The following is a 17,584-nucleotide window of genomic DNA, read 5'->3' on the forward strand; positions in this document are numbered from 1 at the left end:
CCAGTCGTCGATGCTGACGTACAGTGCGGTGAGAAGGGTGTTGAGGTCTGTTGTCACAAACCGATCGTCAACACCCTTCGTCATGTACACACTCCATCCCGCGGCGACTTAGGACTTACTCGTCTAGGCCTTGGCGCAGTCGCTCGAGTTCCTGGACGAACGGATCGACCGTAGCGCCGAGGCTGAGCGGGCTCTCCGCATGCAGTGAAGAGCCGCCGGTCAATGCCTGGGGTCGGTTCGCGCGATGCCGATCATTTTGGTGGACATGGCGGGTGTTGCACTATTTTTGGTACTGAAGCGGTGTCGAACAGCATCCGCACGCGGACTTGACCGAAACATTCCTGTTTTATTCGCCGGGACGGCGTTGACCTTGTGAGTGTCCTTCGGGCGCGCGTGCTCGATGTTGTCGCCGCGAGATTCGTGGAGGATGAGATGGCAGATATTGATGTATGGGTGTACGCGCTGTCGAGCGTCGAAGGCAAGCAGCAGCGGGTGACGGTGCACCTCCATGGGGGGCAATCGCTCAAAGGGGTGGTTGTTGAGCTGGATCGTGCCCGCAACACGGTCGTACTCGATGAATTCGCCCACGGATCCGCATCAACGCGACACGAATCTCCCGTGCACACGGTCCTTCTGACGGCGGTTCAGGCTGTCACGATCCATAAGGTGGAGTAGGCGGGCGGCCTCGACGGCGCCTGCCTGCGCGGCGCGCCTCGATCTGGTGCTCGGGAGAAGGTGCTAAGATCACCGATGTTGCAGTTGTTGTACCCATGAAGAATTCATACGCACCTGGCAGAAGTGCTTCCAGGTGCGATTTTGTTTCCGGTCATCCCCGGATGGGCTTTCATCGCGGCGACACCGCGATTCGCGCCGTGCGAATCGCGTTACTCCACATCCCTGAAGGAGATCGCCATGGCATCCGGCACCGTGAAGTGGTTCAGCTCGGAAAAGGCTTCGGTTTCATCGCGCAGGACGCCGGCGGCGCCGACGTCATCGCCCATTACTCCGACATTGCCGCCGACGGCGGCTACCGCGAACTGCACGCCGGCCAGAAGGTGTTCTTCGACGTCGTCCAGGGCCATGAGGGGCTGCAGGCGGAGAATATCGTGGCCGCCTGACCTGACGCTGACGCGGCGGTGACCCGGGCTCGCACCCGCCGGCGGGTGCGAACCCGGCACCGCGCTCAGCCCTGCACGTTGCCGGGCGGCGTATGGTGAGCTCACTTGGGACCGCCCGTATGCGGGCACCCGCGTCGGCATGGCCCTGGACACAGGCGGGCTTCACGCCAGAGACAGGTGGCACGTCCGATGGCGAGCGGCCACTCGTCGGTCGGCGCCCATCGCGAAATGACATTGCGCCACCATCAGAACTCCGACAGCCCCCTCGAACCGTTGGCCGGCCATACCCTTCTCCGTGTGGGCAGTGGCAGACTTGTGCACGCCTTCACCGCCGCGCCGGTCATCGGCCTGGCCGCCCTTTCGACGGGCCACCGGCCCGTACCTCGAGAAGTCCTCGAACACGCGGTGCTCGCCGCGTGCACCTTCTGGCGCTACCAGCGCCGTACGACACTCTGCGCTCCTCATGCTCTGGCATGCTCGGCGGTCGAGGTCGTCGCCAGTGGCGCCCCGACGTGCTGGTGGCCGAAGGCTCGAGATATGGGCTCCTCGGCCGAACTGGTTGCCGAGGAACCGATCGACGGTCCCGGCGCCCCTGCGGTGGTTCGGCGCGGCCGCCGGCCACGCGGACGAGGGGCTCGAGCGGGTGCTGCCGCCTCAGGCGGATGCCCTCCTGCGTCGCCCGTCCCGACGCTTCCGCTGACTGACACAGCAGGGAAAGGATTTGATCATCGATAGCCGTTCCGATCCCCCGTCCGAGCAGCCGGCACGACCCCTACGCCACCGCGTGACCGAAGCGAAGCTGGACCCCCGCGGCCGGCCGGCCGATGACATCGTTGGATGGACCTGCCCACACGGACTGCACGCCGGCAAGGGCTGCATCGCCTGCTATCACGCCTCCACCGAGGCGGATCCGGCGTTGCCGCTGTGGAGAGTCGCGGTGTGGTTCACATCTGAGCGGCCGATGCCGATCAGGGCACTGAAAGCCGTACGCCGCCACGGCCGCCACTTCGCGCTCGACCAGCCGTCCACGCCGCTGGTCTACCTTCTCAGCGGACAGGCGCGGGCCGCCACCGGCACGGAGGCGATCGCGGGACTGATCGGGTTCCTCCTCGCCAACCGGCACGTCGTCGACACGTTCACGGTGACAGAGGTTCGCGCTGTCTCCTCCTGACCAGCGCGCCGCAGTGCTGAGGTGTTTGACCGGCCAGTGTGGCCGGTCCTGTGACCTTGGCATGGCCCGGCGCGAGAACAGGGCTTCAGCGGCGTTGGCGCAGTTCTTCGTTGATGCGCAGCGCTTCGGCGAGCTGGTCTTCCAAGATGATGATGCGGCAGGCCGCCTCCAGCGCGGTGCCCGTGTCGACGAGTTCGCGGGCGCGGGCGGCCAGACGCAGTTGGTAGCGGGAGAAGCGGCGGTGACCGCCTTCGCTGCGTAGCGGCTCGATCAGCTTGGCGGCGCCGAGGCTGCGCAGGAAGGCGGGGGTGACGCCGAGGATCTCAGCGGCCCGGCCCATGCTGTAGGCGGGGTAGTCCTCGTCGTCGAGCCGTTGCTCGGGACTGCCTGCCGAGGCGGTCGGCGTGTCGGCCGGCGCATCATCGGCAGGGCGGGGCCGCTCCAGCCTGGAGGCGGCGGCCGATGCCTGAGGTGTTTGATCCATTCAACCTTCCCACATGCGAACAGGGGCCCCGGCGCCATGATGCGCCGGGGCCCAGAGGTTTAACACCATCGACCGGCACTTCTGGCCGGTTCACCTATTCCGCACCAGCCGCTCGATGCGGGGGTGCGGGGATCGCGTAAGCGTGACCGTAGACCACCGTCCTGTTCGTGGAGCTGCGGTACCCGTGCGGCTACATGCGCCTGGCGACGGGCGATCCTGATGGCGTTCAACACTCCCTTCCGGTTATCGGTACCTCGACACCCCAACCGCTGGTGCCGACTTCATGCAGGGCAGTACGTCCACCGCCGCGGCCCTTCCAACGCACTGGCCGCGGCAGTCCGACCTTCTGCCCTTCCTTCATTCGGTACTACTGTCCACGCTCGTCCAGGCAGTTCGTCGTGCTGCTCGTCCTGCACTGCCTTCGTGGATACATCCTTTGCGATGTCAGAAAGCTTATCCCCTGTCCGCCCGAATGTCTACAGTGGCGACTACAGATTTTCTTCCACGCGTGAGGCGAGAACCAATCTCTGCGACACGATCGACAGGAGAAGAGCGGGCGGGACTGCGCTTCGGATGCCAACCGGGTAGTGGCCTTGTCGTGGCAGTCTCCAGAGCCCGCGGTGATGCGGAATCCGGTGCAGGAGTTCGAGTCGCCGGCGTGGGGTGGGCGGTCGCCTGTCGCCCCGTTCACCGCCGGGCCGGCGATCCCCGGCTTCACCGCCGCACCCACGCTGTTCGTCGGGCTCGAGCAGCAGGGCGCGATCGCCGGGCGCCGCCCTCTACGAGATCAAGCCCGAGATCCCGATCACCACCTCGCTCGCTGCCTGCGTCGTCAACTCCCTCGCGGGTCACTTCAGCGCCGGAAGCCCGGCGATCACTACGTCCAACCGCCGTATGAAGTCGCTCTCCGTGTCCTCGGCCGCCAGCGTGGGCAGAATCCGGCTGAAGTGGGGCAGCTTGTCCGGGTCCAGGCGGTGGACGTAGGGGTCGAGTTGCTCGCGTGGGGCGGCCTGGCCGGTGTCGCCGATGAACCCGGTGGTCGACAGCAGGATCGAGCCGTAGATCAGGCTCTGTACCGCGCCGAACGCCTGACGTACGCCGTCATCGTCCAGTCCCGCCTCGTAGAACGCGCCGAAGAGGTCGTCCAACGGGTGCAGGGCCCGCAGCGATGTCGGGTTGGCCTGGTCGGTGACCAGCGCCATCGGGACGACGGGGTGGCGGCGCAGTGCGCGGTACATGCCCAGCGCGGTGGCGCGCACCCGTTCGGGCCAGGGGAGTCCGGGGTCGGCGCGGACGATGCCGGTGAACACCCGGTCGACGATGCCGTCGAGGATGTCCGTCTTGTTGGCCACGTGGTTGTACAGTGCCATCGCCTCGACGCCGAGGGTCTTGGCGAGCTTGCGCATGGACAGGCCGTCCAGCCCCTCCGTACTGGCCAGGGCCAGGGCCGCGTCCAGGATGCGTTCCCGGGTCAGTGGTTGCCTCGGCGCCACCCGCTCATCCTTCCCTCGTTCCGGGTTGACAGGGTTACAGCATACATATAGCTATTTACGGTGTAAATATACGGCGTAAATAGGGGGTTGCCTTGACCGATGTCCTCGTTGTGGGTGGCGGGCCGGTCGGCCTGCTGCTGGCCGGCGAGCTGCGCCTGGCCGGCCTGGCCCCGCTCGTCCTCGAAGCCGCCGACGGCACCGGACGCCGCGCCCGCAGCCTCGGCCTGCGCGGCCTCAACGCCCGCAGCACCCAGAGCCTGCGGTTGCGCGGTCTGACCGGACCACTGGCCCGAGTGCAGCAGGAGACATTCGAGCGGGTGAACGCCGCACGTGGCGACGGCGACGCCGGTGCCGCCCCGGTCCCCGCACTCCGATCCGCCAGGGCGCGAGGCCATTTCGGCGGGCTGATGCTGTACGAGGAGGGCGCCGGCGAGAACACCGTGCAGCGGGAGCCGCACCTGCTCAGGCAGCACCTGTTCGAGCGGTTCCTGCTCGACTGGGCCAGCGGGCTCGGGGTGCGGATCTGGCACGGCAGCCAGGTCGTCGACGTCGTCGACGACGGTGAGGCCGTGCTCGCGGTACTGGCCGACGGGCGCACCCTCCGCGCGCCCTACCTGGTCGGCTGCGACGGCGGCCACAGCACCGTGCGCAAGCGCGCCGGGATAGCGTTCCCCGGCACCGAGCCGACGATGACCGGCCGCGTGGCCATGGCCGAGGTGGCCGATCCCGCAGCACTCCCCTCGAACCCACGCGGACCGGGCGGCACGGTCACCGTGTCCCCCCTGATCCCGGGCGAGATCACCACCATGGAGTTCGACGACGGGCCCGGCGACCGCACCGCGCCGGTCACCCTGGAGGAGATGCAGGCCAGCATCCGCCGCGCCGCCGGCGTCGACGTCACGCTCACCGGCCTGACCGTGGGCAGCCGGTACAGCGACAACGCCCGGCAGGCGGCCACGTACCGCGAGGGCCGGATCCTGCTGGCCGGTGACGCCGCGCACGTGCATTCGCCGATCGGGGGCCAAGGGCTCAACCTCGGCATGCAGGACGCGATGAACCTGGGCTGGAAACTCGCTCTGGTGGTCCGCGGCCTGGCGCCGGACTCCCTGCTGGACACCTACACCGCCGAACGCCACCCGATCGGCGAGCGGGTGCTGCGCAACAGCCGCGCGCAGGTCGCGTTGATGCGGCCCGGCCCGCAGGTCGAAGCCCTGCGGGAGGTGCTCGCCGAGGTGCTGGGGATCCCCGCCGTCATGCGCCACTTCGTCGCGATGGCCAACAGCACCGAGATCGACTACGCGCCCGGCTCGACACACCCCCTGGTCGGCAGGTTCATGCCGGACCTGGACCCCGGCACGTGGAATCTCGCCGCCGTGCCGCTGCGGCAGGGCCGTGCGGTCCTGATGGACCTGGCCGGCTCGGCGGAGATCCGCGCCGCGGCGGCCGGGTACTCCGACCGGGTGCGGATCGTCACCGCGTCCGGCGCGTCCTGCGGCGAGCCGGCCGGTCTGCTCATCCGACCGGACGGCTACGTCGCCTGGGCCCGCACGACAGCCGACCCCGAAGGACTTGCGGAGGCCCTCACCTCCTGGTTCGGGGTGCCCGCCACCACCGCGGTCCCGCGCTCCTGAGCCGGCCGGATCAGGAGCCCGCCCGACGCCGTACCCGGTGGCCGGGCCCCATCGCCCGCGGCGCACCATTCCCGGCCGCGCCATCGGCGTCCGCGCCTAACTCGACGCGCTCGCCGTGACCGAGTGACGGCCACGGCCTGCGCGGCTCCGGCTTCCTGCCGGGCGATGAAGCGGTGCGCGACGTGGCCCTGGCGATGCCGGCGGGATACCCGGCCGGGGAGACGGCCTGAACCCGGCGCGGTGGGGGAAGCGTCACCGCCGGGCTGCGACGTCGGCGCGTAGCGCCTCCTCGATGACGGCCAGGTCCTGGTAGCCCATGCCGACGCTCTTGTAGACCGAGATTCCCTCGACCGCCGGCGCCCCGCGCTCCGCGAGGTCGCCGAAGTCCGTGATCCGGTCCTCCGTCAGGACGCCGGCGGCGACCGCGTGGATGATGTCGCCGGCCTCGCGCAGCGCAGTGCCGCGGTGCTCGACGAGCGTCAGGGACGCGCGCGTGAACACGGCGTGGTCGAGTTCGCGGGCGTCCGGCGTGTGCGAGCCGACCGCGACGACGCATGCCCGCTCGCCCAGGTCTCTCCCGTCGAAGACGGGCGTCGCCGAGGTGGTCGCGCAGACCACGACGTCCGCCTTCGACACGTCGTCCGGCGTGCCGGGCCGGACGTCGAGCCGGTCGGAGCCCAGCTCGGCGCAGAGCGCGGCGACCGGCTCGGGGCGGCGCGCCACGATGCGCACCGTCTCGACGGGCCGCACCGCGCACAGGGCCTCCACGTGCGCCCGGGCCTGCGGTCCTGAGCCGAAGACGACCAGGTGGCGCGCGTCCGGCGCGGCCAGCCGCCGCACCACCGCCGCGGACTGGCCGGCCGTGCGGATGGTGGTGAGGCTGGTGCCGTCGAGGACGGCGAGCGGCGAAAGGTGCCGCGCGTCGAAGACGACGTAGAGGGCCTGGATGCGGGGGAGCCCGTGCCGCGGGTTGTCCGGGCCCACGCCGACGAGCTTGACGCCCACCGCGTTCTCGCTCGCCGCCGGCATCGCGAGCAGGTGCCCGCCACGGGCCGGGATCACGGAACGGTCGTGGAAGCGGCCGTCCCCGAACGCCGCCGGAACGGCTCGGTCGAGCGCGTCGATCACGGCGGGCCAGGGCAGCCGCGCGGCGACCTCGTGTGAGTCGAGGAAGGGGATGTCGGAAACGGGGCACCTCCAGGTCGGGGCCTCGCGCCGGGCGGCGGAGGCCGGGGTTGCGTGCGTGCCGGGCGGCGGTCAGGGTCTGCGCACGATCCGCCCGCCCTGGATGACGTACGCCGGGGGACGGGTTCCGATGATCTCCGGGTCGACGGCCGCGTCGCCCTCGTACACGACCAGGTCGGCGATCTTGCCGGTCTCGATCGTCCCGACCCGGCCGGCGAGGCCCATGAGCTCGGCGTTGACGCGGGTGGCCGACTCGATGGCGTTCGCGAGCCCGATCTCCTTCGCCATCAGGTAGATCTGCCGTGCGCGGCTGCGCTGCTCGACGCCGATCAGGTCGGCGCCCGAGCCGAGCGGCACGCCCAGCCCGAAGAGCATCCGCACCGAGCGGCGCTGGCTGTCGCGCAGGTCGTCGAGGTCGTCGAGCAGGTGGGCGGGCACGCCCCAGGAAGCCGGGTCGGACGCCAGGACCTCGTCGACCGCCAGCGTCGGCACGGCGAACGCGCCGGCGCGCTTCAACGCCTGCGCCGCCTCCTCGCTGATCATGGACGCGTGCTCGAACGAGCGCACCCCGGCTTCCAGGGCGCGCAGCAGCCCGGCGTCGCTGTGCGCGTGCACCGTCACGTAGGAGCCGTGGCCGGCGGCCTCCTCGTGCGCGGCGCGGATCTCCTCGACGGTGAACTGCGGCACGTCGAGCGGGTCGCCCTCGGACAGCACGCCGCCGGTGACGAACATCTTGATCTGGGTGGCGCCGCGGCGGAACTGGGTGCGCACCGCGGCCCGCACCTGATCGGTCCCGGTGCACAGGGCGTGGTTGCGCACCAGGCCGCCGCAGCCGAAGCTCGGGTTCTCCGGCTCGTCGGACGCTCGCGGCCGCATGTCGCCGTGCCCGCCGATCTGGGAGAGGATCTGGCCGCTGGGCAGGACCCGCGGGCCCTCGACGAGCCCGGCCCTGATCGCCTTCACCACGCCGCCGTCGATGCCGCCGAGGTCGCGCAGCGTCGTGAAGCCCTGGTCGAGCGACTCCCGCAGGTTGCGGAAGACGTAGGCGGCCTGCTCCGCGTCCGACCAGGCCGCCTGGCCGTACAGGGAGAGCAGGCCCACGTGGGCGTGCGCGTCGATGAAGCCGGGCAGCACCGTGTGCCCGTCGAGGTCCAGGGCGTCGCCGTCGCCGGCGGGCACGCCGCCGCCGATCTCGCCGATGGTGCCGTCGCGCAGCCAGACGTCGGCACGCCGGGGTTCACGCCCGGTCGCGTCGAAGATCGTCGCGCCGCGCAGTCCGATCACGGTCATGTGGTGTCCTTCATCCGTCGCTGTAGGTGGTGGGGATCGGGGATCGCGTCCAGCAGGCGCCGGGTGTACGGGTGCCGCGGCCGCTCGAACAGGTCCGCCGGGCTGCCGAACTCGACGATCTTCCCCTCGTACAGGACCGCGATCCGGTCGCAGAAGTACCGGGCGACCGCGAGGTCGTGCACGATGAACAGATACGCCGTACCGAGGGAGAGCTGCTCCTCGCGCAGCAGGTCGAGCACCTGCGCGCGGACCGACACGTCGAGCGCGGAGATCGGCTCGTCGAGCACGGCCACGGCGGGGCGCAGGATCAGCGCCCGGGCGATGGCGACCCGCTGCCGCTGCCCGCCTGAGAGGTTGCGCGGCAGCCGGTCGAGGAACTGCTCGTCCAGCCCCATGCTCGCGAGCATCTCGGTGGCGCGGGCGCGGGCGGCGGGCCGGTCGCAGAGGCCGTGCACGATCAGCGGCTGCGCCACGATGTCCACGACCTGCATGTGCGGGTCGAGCGAGCTGAACGGGTCCTGGAAGACCATCTGGATGTCGCGGCGCAGCTCGCGCAGCCGCTTGGACCTGGCGGCGCCGAAGTCGGCCCCGTTCAGGTCGATGGTCCCGCCGGACGCGTTCTCCAGCCGGATCAGGGTCCTGGCCAGGGTGGACTTGCCCGCGCCCGACTCGCCGACGATGCCGACCGTCTCACCGGCGTGCAGCGTCAGGTCGATGTCGTCCAGCACGTGCGGGCCGCGCCCGTACCGCTTGCGCAGGCCCGTGATCGTCAGCACCGCGGCCGGTTCGGCGTCGCCGGGGTCGCCGAACTCCGGGCCGGGACGGCGATCGCCGGGCCGCGGGATGCAGTCGAGCAGGTGCCGGGTGTAGTCCTGCGCCGGCGAGGCGAAGATCTGCTCCGCCGTCCCGGTCTCGATGATCTCGCCCGCCTTCATCACCACGACCTCGTCGCAGAACTCCGCGACGACGCCGAGGTCGTGGGTCACCAGGATGACCGACATGCCGTGCCGTTCGGCGGTCGTCCTGAGCAGGTCGAGGACCTGCGCCTGGGTCGTGACGTCGAGCGCGGTGGTCGGCTCGTCGGCGATCAGCACGTCCGGCTGGTTGGCGATGGCGATGGCGATGAGCACGCGCTGGCGCATCCCGCCGGAGAACTCGTGCGGGTACTGCTTGAGCCGCCGCTCGGCGTCGTTCACGCCGACCTCGTTCAGCAGCCGCAGGCAGCGCTCCCGCACCTCGGCCCTGGGCAGGCCCCGGTGGTGCTGGACGATCACCTCGGCGATCTGCTTGCCGATGGGCTTGACCGGGTCGAGAGACGTGAGCGGGTCCTGGAACACCAGGGAGACGACGCGCCCGCGCAGGTCGTTCATCTCCTTGTCGGTCCGTCCCACCACGTCGGTGTCCAGCAGCTCGATCCGGCCCCCCGTCACGTGGCCGCCCGGCGGCAGCAGGCCGAGCACCGCCCGCGCGACGGTCGACTTGCCGGAGCCCGACTCGCCGACGATGCCCAGGCGGGCGCCGCGTCGCAGCCGGAACGAGACGCCGTGCACAACCTCGTCGCCGCCGTAGGCGACGCGCAGGTCCGACACCTCGACCGCGGTGCCGGTGGGGTTCACTGTGCTCACGGTCATCTGGCGGCTCCCGGGGTGCGCAGGCGGGCGTCGATCATTCGGTTCACCGCGTCGCCGACCAGGTTGCCGACGACGTAGAGGATCGCGCTCAGCAGGATGAAGCTCTGGACCAGCGCGAAGTCCTGGGCCGAGATGCCCTCGGTGAGCATGGCGCCCACGCCCGGCCAGTTGAACACCGTCTCGACCAGCACGCTGCCGGTGATCAGCGTGGCCAGGATGAGCCCGCACGAGCTCACCGTCGGCAGGAGGCTGTTGGCCAGCACGTGCCGCACGTGCGTGCGCCATGCGGGGACGCCCTTGCTGCGGACCACGAGGATGTACGGCTGCCCCGCCGTGTCGGCCATGTTGGCCGTCAGCAGCCGGGTCAGGAACGCCCACGGCAGCAGGGCCAGCGAGACGACCGGGAGCACGAGGTGCGCGGCCGAGTCGCTGACGCCGATGAGGTCGCCGTGCAGCGCGAAGTCGACCGTGTAGAAGCCGGTCACGGGCTCCGGCGGGTACAGCTGTGGCGACAGCCGGCCGCTCGGGCCCGGCCACCACCCCAGGTAGGACGAGAACACCACGATGAGGACCAGCCCGACCCAGAACGGCGGGCTGCCGAGACCCACGAGGGCGAAGAGCCGCACCAGCCCGCGCCGGAACCCCGGGCGGAAGCTCGCCACGCTGGCGCACACCAGCGCGCCCACGACCGCCAGGACGAAGGCGTACAGCGCCAGTTCGAGCGTGGCCGTGAGGCGGGACGTCAGCGCTTCGCGCACCTCGTCGCCGACGGAGAACGAGTAACCCCAGTCGCCGCGGACGAAGTTCCACAGGAACTGCCCGTACTGGGCGAAGAACGGACGGTCCAGGCCGAGGCTGCTTCGGGTGGCGGCCAGGGTCTCGGGGCCGGCGAGGGGACCGGCGATGAGCCGGGCCGGGTCGCCGGGCAGCGCGCGGAGGACGACGAAGGAGACGAACGACGCCAGCACGATGGTCACGGCGCTGGCGAGGAGTCTTTGGCGGATGTCGCGGAACATGCGGCACTCTCCTGCGTTCCGGTCACCAGCCGGCCGGGCGGCGGCGCGCCCGGACCTGGTCGGTGAAGATGTTGACGGCGATGACCAGGCCGAGCAGGGCGATGCCCGGCGCGACGCCGACCCACCACTGGCCGCTGACCGCGTGCTGCAACCCGTCGTTGATCATGGCGCCCCATTCGGCGGTGGGCGGCCTGGCGCCGACGCCGACGTAGCTGAGCGCCGCCAGCGTGATCACCGCGGAGCCGAAGTTCGCGGCGATCTGCACCGTCATGGTGGTGCCCAGGTACGGGACGACGTGGCGCAGCGCGATGCGCCAGCGGGGCAGCCCGATGGTGGTGGCCGCCTCGACGAACGCCTCGGACCTGCTGCGCAGTGCCTCACCGCGGAGCGTCACCGCGAACACCGGGATGATGGTCACGACGATGCCGATCACCGCGCTGGTCAGCCCGCTGCCGAGCGCGATCGCGATGGCCATGGCGAGCAGGAGCTGCGGGAAGGCCAGCACGGCGTTCATGGGCGCCATCAGCACCCGGTCGAGCCACCGCGCGCCCAGCCCGCAGGCCAGGGCGACGATCAGGCCGCCCGCCGCGCCGAGCGCGACCGAGATCGCGGCCAGCATGATCGAGATCCCCGCCCCGACGCTGACGCGGCTCAGCACGTCGCGGCCCTCGCCGTCGGTCCCGAGCAGGTGCTCGGCGCTCGGCGGGCGCAGCGTCCGCGTCACGTCCGCCACGTTGGCCTGGTCGCCGAGGAAGGTCCCGGCGAGGGCGAGCATGAGGTAGACGGCCAGGATGACCATCGAGGCGATCACCGGCCAGCGGCGCCAGGCGGATGTCGTGCCGTTCATGGCTACTTCGCCCATGTCCGCATGTCGTACGAGCTGGAGAAGTGGAACGCGCGCACCGACGAGGAGAGCACGAACGGCGTGAGGCTCTGGTAGAGCGTCACCCGCGGATACTCCTTCACCCAGTTCTCGGTGAGCTGCGCGTACAGCTCGTCCCGCTCGCTCGTGTCGGCCGTCCCGCGCGCCCGGTCCAGCAGCGGCGTGTTGGCCTTGACGCAGATGTATCCCGTGTTGAACGAGCCGACGCTGCTGCACGCCTCGTCGTACTGCAGGTAGTAGCCGGCGTTGGCCAGCGCGGGCCCGTCGAACCGGAGCGAGGCCTGGCTCTTGCCGTTGTAGACGGCGTCGTTCCAGGCGCTCGAGGTCAGCGTGCGCACCGACACGTTGATGCCGATCTCCTTGAGCGCGCTCTGGATGACCGTCGACAGCGCCTTCTGGTTCTGGTCGCCGGCCAGGATGTCGAGCGTCACGTCGATCGGCGTCCTGACCCCTGACTTGGCGATCAGCGCCTTGGCCCCGGCCACGTCGGTGGCGACCGGCCGGCCGTGCTCCTCGCTGTAACCCGGCATCGACGGCGGGATCGGCCCGTAGTAGGCCTTGCCGAACCCGTACACGACGTTCTTGATGATGTCCTCGGTCGGGATCGCCTTGACCACGGCCTCGCGGACGTCGCGGTTCGTCCACGGCTCCTGGTTGTTCGGCAGCGTCATGAGCATCGACTGGGTGTCGTCGTAGGACACGACCCGCACCTTCGGGTCGGACTTGAGCGAGTTCAGCGCGGACCCGCTCAGGCCGTAGGCGATGTCGGTGGTGCCGTTCTGGACGTTCAGCAACTGCGTGGACGGCGACGTCACCCAGGTGATGCGGATCTCCTTGCTCGCCGGTGGCAGCCCGCCGTAGTCGGGGTTGGCCTTCAGCACGGCCGAGGCACCGGCCGCGTACGACTGCAGCACGAACGCGCCGCCGCCCGCCGAATGCGAGTCCATCCAGGCGTTGCCCTCGTTCTCCACGACGCCGCCGTTGGCCTTGACGAGCGACGGGTCGACGATGCCGCCGGAGGTGTCGGCGAGCGCGGCGAGCACCTGCGGGTCCGGCTGGCTCAGCCTGATCACCAGCGTCTCCGCGTCGGGCGCCTCGATCTCCTTGATCAGCGGCGGATCGGTGTACAGGTCGTGGAGGATCACCGCGCCGCACTGGTTCATCTTCAGCGCGCGTTCGAGCGAGAACTCGACCGCGCGCGCGTCCATCGGGGTGCCGCTGGGGAACTTCCAGCCGGTCTTGAGCTTGAAGGTGTAGGTCTTGCCGTCGTCGGAGGCGTCCCAGCTCCTGGCCAGATACGGCGTGATCGTGGAGTAGTCGATCTGGGTCGTGCCCTCGGGGCCCGGTTCGGCCCCGAAGTCGACCAGGCGCACGTACAGCGAGTTGAGCAGCTGGCGGTCCTCGCCCGTGCAGCTCTTGGCCGGGTCGAGCGAGGCGGGCGCCGAGGCGAAGCTGACCTGCAGGGGAGCGGAGTCGGCTCCCCGCGAGACGGCCGGACCGGTCACGCCCAGCTTGTCCGCGGTGCACCCGGCCAGCGCCAGGACGCCGGCCAGGGCCGCGGCGGCGATCGCGCGGGGTCTCACGGCCGGCGGCCTTCGCGCAGGGAGGCCCGCTCCCGCTCGGTCGCGCGCTCGTCCACCGACAGCTCGCCGTTCTCGTCGCGGAGCAGGTGGACGCCGTAGACCGTCCGGGCGCCGTCGAGGTCGAGGAAGTCGTTGTCCACGTCCTTCAGCACCCGCGCGGGGTCGCGGAGGAGCGGGTCGCCGTACCCGCCGCCACCGCCGGTCCGCAGGCTCATCACCGTGTCCTTGGGCACGGGGAAGTCGCCGACGCGCTCGTGCTGCGTCTCGGCCTCGCCGGAGGCGTAGGTCAGGACCGTCCTGGTGCTCTCGCCCGCGGCGCCGCCGTGCAGGCCGAGCGCCAGGGGGTCCTTGGTGTTCTCCAGCGCGGTCTTGATCATGCAGTCGTCCTCGAGGGCGCGGATGTCGCGGATGACGCCCATGCCGCCGCGGAACTCGCCCGCCCCGGGCGACTCGGTGTTGAAGGCGAACCTCTCGCACCGCAGCGGGTACCGGCTCTCCATCACCTCGACGGGCGTGTTGAGCGTGTCGCCGTCGCCGCTGAAGACGAACGTGCCGCCGTCGTGCCCCTCGAACGCGCCGTGCCCGCCCATCACCGGTTCGGCGAACACGAACTGCCGGGTGCCGGCCTTCGTGCGCAGCACGTAGTCGGAGACCATCTGGTACGACGCCGCGCGGCCGCGCTCCGGCGCGACCTCGGTCATGGCGTGCGCGATCAGCTCGGTGAGGCTGGTGCCGACGTAGCCGTAGGAGTCGCACGGAGACGGCTGGCCGGGCGTGACCAGCGTCCTCTCCTCCGGCCACGTCACGTCGATGACCTTCAGATGCGCCTCGTTGGTCGGCCCCAGCGGGTCGAGGATGCCCTTGACCGCCTCGGTGACGGCGCTGAACGCGGCCGCGCTGCCGACGTTGATCGGGCCAGGGGCGGCGGCCGACGTGCCGTCGAAGCCGATGGTGAGCCGGTCGCCCTCGACCGCGACCTGCACCGCGACCCGCGGACGGTAGCCGCGGTCGATGCCGTCGAAGTCGAGTTCGAGCACGCGCTCCATCCGGCCGTCGGGCAGGACGGCGAGCTCCCGGCGCAGCGCCGCCTCCGTGCGGCCGATGACGTCGCCCATGATGGCGGTGACGTCCTTGCGGTCGTACCGGTCGCACAGGCTCTGGATGCGGCGCGCGCCCGTCAGGCAGGTCGCGATCTGGGCGTTCAGGTCGCCCATCACGATGTGCGAGACGCGCACGTTCGCCGCGATGAAGTCGAGGAGGTCGACGTTCGGCTCGCCGGCGATGTGCAGTCGCTGGTTGGTGAACCGGAGGCCCTCCTGGTAGATCTCCGTCGAGTTCACGGTCCAGCCGCCGGGGCTCATGCCGCCGATGTCGGCCCAGTGCGCCATGGTGGCGGTGAAGGCCACCAGCTCGCCCTCGTGGAAGACCGGCATGTAGACCGCCGTGTCCGACAGGTGGGTGCCGGTGAGGTACGGGCAGTTGGCGATCAGCACGTCGCCCTCCTGGAACCCGTCCTTGCCCCAGCGGCGGATGCCGGACCGCACGGTCTCCGGCAGCGAGCTGACGAAGACGGGCAGGCCGGGCGCGTCGGCCCACAGGTCGCCGTCGGCCGACAGGATGGTGACGCCGAAGTCCTTGACGTCGAAGATCAGCGGGTTGTACGCGCTGCGGATGAGGGTGTCGTGCATCTCCCTGGCCGCGGAGACCAGCGCGTTACGGGCGATCTCGGCCTTGACCGGGTCGGCGATAGCCTTCATCGGACGCTCCCTTTGCCGTCGAAGGTGAGTTCAAGGTTCCCGGTCTGGTCGATCCGGGCGTTCCACGCCGGTGGCACGATCACGGTGGTCGTCCACTCGTCCACCACGGCGGGGCCGTTGATCGTCACTCCGAGCCCGAGGTCGGCTCGCTCGTACACCGGGACGTCCCGGCACCAGCCGGTGGCGGGGAACCAGATGTCGCGCGAGGTCACCGGCGTGACCTCGGACACGGTGGGCGGGGTGGGGAAGGCGGGGCGCACCACGGGGGCGATGGCCCGGCAGCGCAGGGTGACCACCTCGGTGAGCGCCTCCGGGTCGCCGTGCCCGTACCGTTCGCGGTGCTGGGCGGCGAACTGCGCGGGCAGCTCGCCGAGGAGTTCCAGCGCGTCGTCCTCGACCACGGCGGCGTCGACCGGCGTGCTGAGCGTGTGCTCCTGACCGGCGAAGCGGATCTCCGCGCTGTACGAGCACTCGACGCGGTCGAGGGGGAAGCCGTAGCCGCCGAGCGCCGCCGTCGCCTCGGCGTGCAGCTCCTTGAGCTGGCGCGTGATCAGCGGGTAGGTCTCGGTGGTGATCGGGACCGAGACGGTGACCGTCGCGTCCTCGCGGTAGTCGCTGGTGAGCATCCCCCACGCGGAGAAGCCGGCCGCCGCCGGCGGGACGAGGACGGTGCGGACGCCGAGCTCCTCGCTGACCCCGGCCGCGAACAGGCCGCCGCCCCCGCCGAAGGAGATCATCACGAACTCGCGGGGGTCGAGGCCGCGCTGCGTCGTCATCTGCCGGATCGCGTTGGCCATGTTGGCCTGGGCGACCGCGACGATGCCCGCGGCGTGCTCCACCACGCTCGCGCCGTCGCCGAGCGCGCCGATGATGGCGTGTTCCGCGCGCTCGCGGTCGAGCGTCATCCGCCGGCCGAGGAACCGGTCGGGGTCCAGCATCTGGAGGATCACCTGAGCGTCGGTCACGGTGGGCTCGGTGCCGCCATGGCCGAAACAGGCCGGGCCGGGATGGGCTCCGGCGCTCTCCGGCCCCACCTTCAACGTGCCGGACAGGGGGTTGATCGAGGCGATGGACCCGCCGCCGGCGCCCACCGACACGATGTCGATGACCGAGCCCATGATCGGGCGGCCCTCCACGATGGTCTCCGACCGCTCGACGACCTCGCCGTCGCGGATCAGGGCGACGTCGTAGGTCGTGCCGCCGACGTCGGCGCAGATCCCGTTGCGGTACGGGGTCGCCGCGAGCAGCGCCCGCGCCCCGACGACCCCGCCGGCCGGACCCGATCCGAGCGTGTCCACGGGGCGCCGCTGGGCGGCGCTGATCGGCATGACGCCGCCGTTGGAGCGCAGGAACGCGATCGGGTTGGCCAGGCCGTTCTCACGCGTGGCCGCCTCCACCGCGCCGGCGTAACCGGCGAAGTGGGGCTGGGTGAACGCGTTGATGACCGTGGTCGACGTCCGCTCGAACTCGCGCCACTCGCGGACCAGCTCGCTGGAGACGCTCACGGACAGGTCGGGGTAGGTGGAGCGTACGTACTCGGCGACGAGCTGCTCGTGTTTCGGGTTCTTGTAGCTGTGCAGGAACGTGATCGCGACCGCTTTCACGCCCTGCCCGACGAGGAAGTCGACCTCGCGCTTGACCTCGTCGAAGTCCACGGGACGCACCACGCCGCCGTCGGCCGCCAGGCGCTCGCCGATCTCGCGACGGAGCTTGCGCTCGACGAGCGGCTCGGGGGCCGTGATCTGCAGGTCGAACATGTCCGGCCGGCCGCCGCGACCGAGTTCGAGCACGTCGCGAAAGCCCTTCGTGGTCAGCAGCCCGGTCTTGGCCCCGCGGAGCTGGACCAGGGTGTTGAGCGCGACCGTGGTGCCGTGGATGAGCAGCTCGATCTCCGACAGCGGCACGGGCAGGCGTTCGATGCCGGTCATGAACTCGTTCAGCAGGTTGCTCGCCGTCGCGGGCTGCTTCTCGACGACCACCTCCCCGGTGGTCTCGTCGAGCAGCACGTAGTCGATGAAGGTTCCGCCCACATCGACGGCAAGACGTCGCTTGGTCGTGGATTCGGCCATTCGTCCCTCTTCTCTTGCGCTTACCTGCGAGAATGGAGCAGAGTATCAGGTGTCGCATGTGATATAGCAGTGCAGCTTAGATGGTGTTCCGGTGAATCGGGAAGGGCTGATGACCAGATTTCTGCGTCAACCGGGTCGCGATGCGCGGGGGAGCGGCACCCCTACGCGGGGAGGGACACGTCCCCGCTGGACTACGATCAACCGGTGTCCGAGACCGAGGGGAGAGCCAATCGTGAACCAGGAGGAGCCGCCGGGCGATCGCCGGCGGACGTC

At 70.5% G+C, this 17,584-nt stretch carries 13 protein-coding genes and 1 pseudogene; 3 read left to right on the forward strand and 11 right to left on the reverse strand.

Features of this window, described 5'->3' with window-relative positions; all coding sequences use genetic code 11:
• Nucleotides 1–219 precede the first annotated feature (219 nt).
• A complete protein-coding gene (locus tag FH608_RS43850) occupies nucleotides 220–588 on the reverse strand; it encodes a hypothetical protein (RefSeq protein ID WP_139636976.1) in 369 nt (122 codons plus the stop codon).
• A 324-nt stretch (nucleotides 589–912) separates the two neighbouring features.
• On the opposite strand from FH608_RS43850, the pseudogene FH608_RS43855 reads away from it, so the two are divergent.
• Both FH608_RS43855 and FH608_RS43860 read left to right on the forward strand, forming a co-directional pair.
• Nucleotides 913–1,118, forward strand: a pseudogene (locus FH608_RS43855) (cold-shock protein).
• A gap of 937 nt (nucleotides 1,119–2,055) precedes the next feature.
• Nucleotides 2,056–2,289, forward strand: coding sequence for a hypothetical protein (locus FH608_RS43860; RefSeq protein ID WP_139636977.1), 234 nt, complete (start codon nucleotides 2,056–2,058; stop codon nucleotides 2,287–2,289).
• 85 nt (nucleotides 2,290–2,374) lie between these two features.
• Here FH608_RS43860 and FH608_RS54580 read toward each other — a convergent pair whose 3' ends face one another.
• Both FH608_RS54580 and FH608_RS43870 read right to left on the reverse strand, forming a co-directional pair.
• Nucleotides 2,375–2,629, reverse strand: coding sequence for a MerR family transcriptional regulator (locus tag FH608_RS54580; protein WP_139637103.1), 255 nt, complete (start codon nucleotides 2,627–2,629; stop codon nucleotides 2,375–2,377).
• A gap of 992 nt (nucleotides 2,630–3,621) precedes the next feature.
• Nucleotides 3,622–4,266, reverse strand: a complete 645-nt coding sequence (locus tag FH608_RS43870; protein ID WP_139636978.1) for a TetR/AcrR family transcriptional regulator — start codon at nucleotides 4,264–4,266, stop codon at nucleotides 3,622–3,624.
• Between the two features lie 92 nt (nucleotides 4,267–4,358).
• Here FH608_RS43870 and FH608_RS43875 point away from each other — a divergent pair, with 92 nt between their 5' ends.
• Nucleotides 4,359–5,897 carry an FAD-dependent monooxygenase gene (locus FH608_RS43875; protein ID WP_139636979.1) on the forward strand — a complete coding sequence of 513 codons (1,539 nt, stop codon included), beginning with the start codon at nucleotides 4,359–4,361 and terminating at the stop codon, nucleotides 5,895–5,897.
• A gap of 252 nt (nucleotides 5,898–6,149) precedes the next feature.
• On the opposite strand, the gene FH608_RS43880 is transcribed toward FH608_RS43875, so the two are convergent.
• From FH608_RS43880 to FH608_RS43915, 8 genes are all read right to left on the reverse strand, one after another.
• Nucleotides 6,150–7,025 carry an ornithine cyclodeaminase family protein gene (locus FH608_RS43880; protein WP_226900447.1) on the reverse strand — a complete coding sequence of 292 codons (876 nt, stop codon included), beginning with the start codon at nucleotides 7,023–7,025 and terminating at the stop codon, nucleotides 6,150–6,152.
• 129 nt (nucleotides 7,026–7,154) lie between these two features.
• Nucleotides 7,155–8,372 (reverse strand): metal-dependent hydrolase family protein, encoded by a 1,218-nt coding sequence (locus FH608_RS43885; protein WP_139636981.1) that lies wholly within the window; start codon nucleotides 8,370–8,372, stop codon nucleotides 7,155–7,157.
• A complete protein-coding gene (locus FH608_RS43890; protein ID WP_139636982.1) occupies nucleotides 8,369–10,003 on the reverse strand; it encodes a dipeptide ABC transporter ATP-binding protein in 1,635 nt (544 codons plus the stop codon). Before FH608_RS43890 ends, FH608_RS43885 begins: the two co-directional genes overlap by 4 nt.
• Complete coding sequence (locus FH608_RS43895; protein ID WP_139636983.1) at nucleotides 10,000–11,019, reverse strand: ABC transporter permease; 1,020 nt, start codon at nucleotides 11,017–11,019, stop codon at nucleotides 10,000–10,002. The genes FH608_RS43890 and FH608_RS43895 overlap by 4 nt, the downstream gene beginning before the upstream one ends.
• A gap of 22 nt (nucleotides 11,020–11,041) precedes the next feature.
• Nucleotides 11,042–11,881 (reverse strand): ABC transporter permease, encoded by an 840-nt coding sequence (locus FH608_RS43900; RefSeq protein WP_139636984.1) that lies wholly within the window; start codon nucleotides 11,879–11,881, stop codon nucleotides 11,042–11,044.
• The gene (locus FH608_RS43905) at nucleotides 11,869–13,485 is read right to left on the reverse strand and encodes an ABC transporter substrate-binding protein (protein WP_139636985.1); all 1,617 of its coding nucleotides are present in this window, start codon (nucleotides 13,483–13,485) and stop codon (nucleotides 11,869–11,871) included. Before FH608_RS43905 ends, FH608_RS43900 begins: the two co-directional genes overlap by 13 nt.
• Entirely contained in the window at nucleotides 13,482–15,242 is a 1,761-nt protein-coding gene (locus FH608_RS43910) for a hydantoinase B/oxoprolinase family protein (protein ID WP_139636986.1), read from the reverse strand. Before FH608_RS43910 ends, FH608_RS43905 begins: the two co-directional genes overlap by 4 nt.
• The gene (locus FH608_RS43915) at nucleotides 15,239–17,311 is read right to left on the reverse strand and encodes a hydantoinase/oxoprolinase family protein (protein ID WP_139636987.1); all 2,073 of its coding nucleotides are present in this window, start codon (nucleotides 17,309–17,311) and stop codon (nucleotides 15,239–15,241) included. Before FH608_RS43915 ends, FH608_RS43910 begins: the two co-directional genes overlap by 4 nt.
• Nucleotides 17,312–17,584 lie beyond the last annotated feature (273 nt).

It is taken from the genome of Nonomuraea phyllanthi (assembly GCF_006334985.2).
Classification (GTDB): Bacteria; Actinomycetota; Actinomycetes; order Streptosporangiales; family Streptosporangiaceae; genus Nonomuraea; species Nonomuraea phyllanthi.

What these genes read in the sequence shown, in the direction of transcription:
- FH608_RS54580 (WP_139637103.1), bottom strand. Translation starts at nt 2,629, where the DNA reads ATGGGCCGGGCCGCTGAGATCCTCGGCGTCACCCCCGCCTTCCTGCGC.
- FH608_RS43895 (WP_139636983.1), bottom strand. Translation starts at nt 11,019, where the DNA reads ATGTTCCGCGACATCCGCCAAAGACTCCTCGCCAGCGCCGTGACCATC.
- FH608_RS43885 (WP_139636981.1), bottom strand. Translation starts at nt 8,372, where the DNA reads ATGACCGTGATCGGACTGCGCGGCGCGACGATCTTCGACGCGACCGGG.
- FH608_RS43900 (WP_139636984.1), bottom strand. Translation starts at nt 11,881, where the DNA reads ATGGGCGAAGTAGCCATGAACGGCACGACATCCGCCTGGCGCCGCTGG.
- FH608_RS43910 (WP_139636986.1), bottom strand. Translation starts at nt 15,242, where the DNA reads ATGAAGGCTATCGCCGACCCGGTCAAGGCCGAGATCGCCCGTAACGCG.
- FH608_RS43890 (WP_139636982.1), bottom strand. Translation starts at nt 10,003, where the DNA reads ATGACCGTGAGCACAGTGAACCCCACCGGCACCGCGGTCGAGGTGTCG.
- FH608_RS43915 (WP_139636987.1), bottom strand. Translation starts at nt 17,311, where the DNA reads ATGGCCGAATCCACGACCAAGCGACGTCTTGCCGTCGATGTGGGCGGA.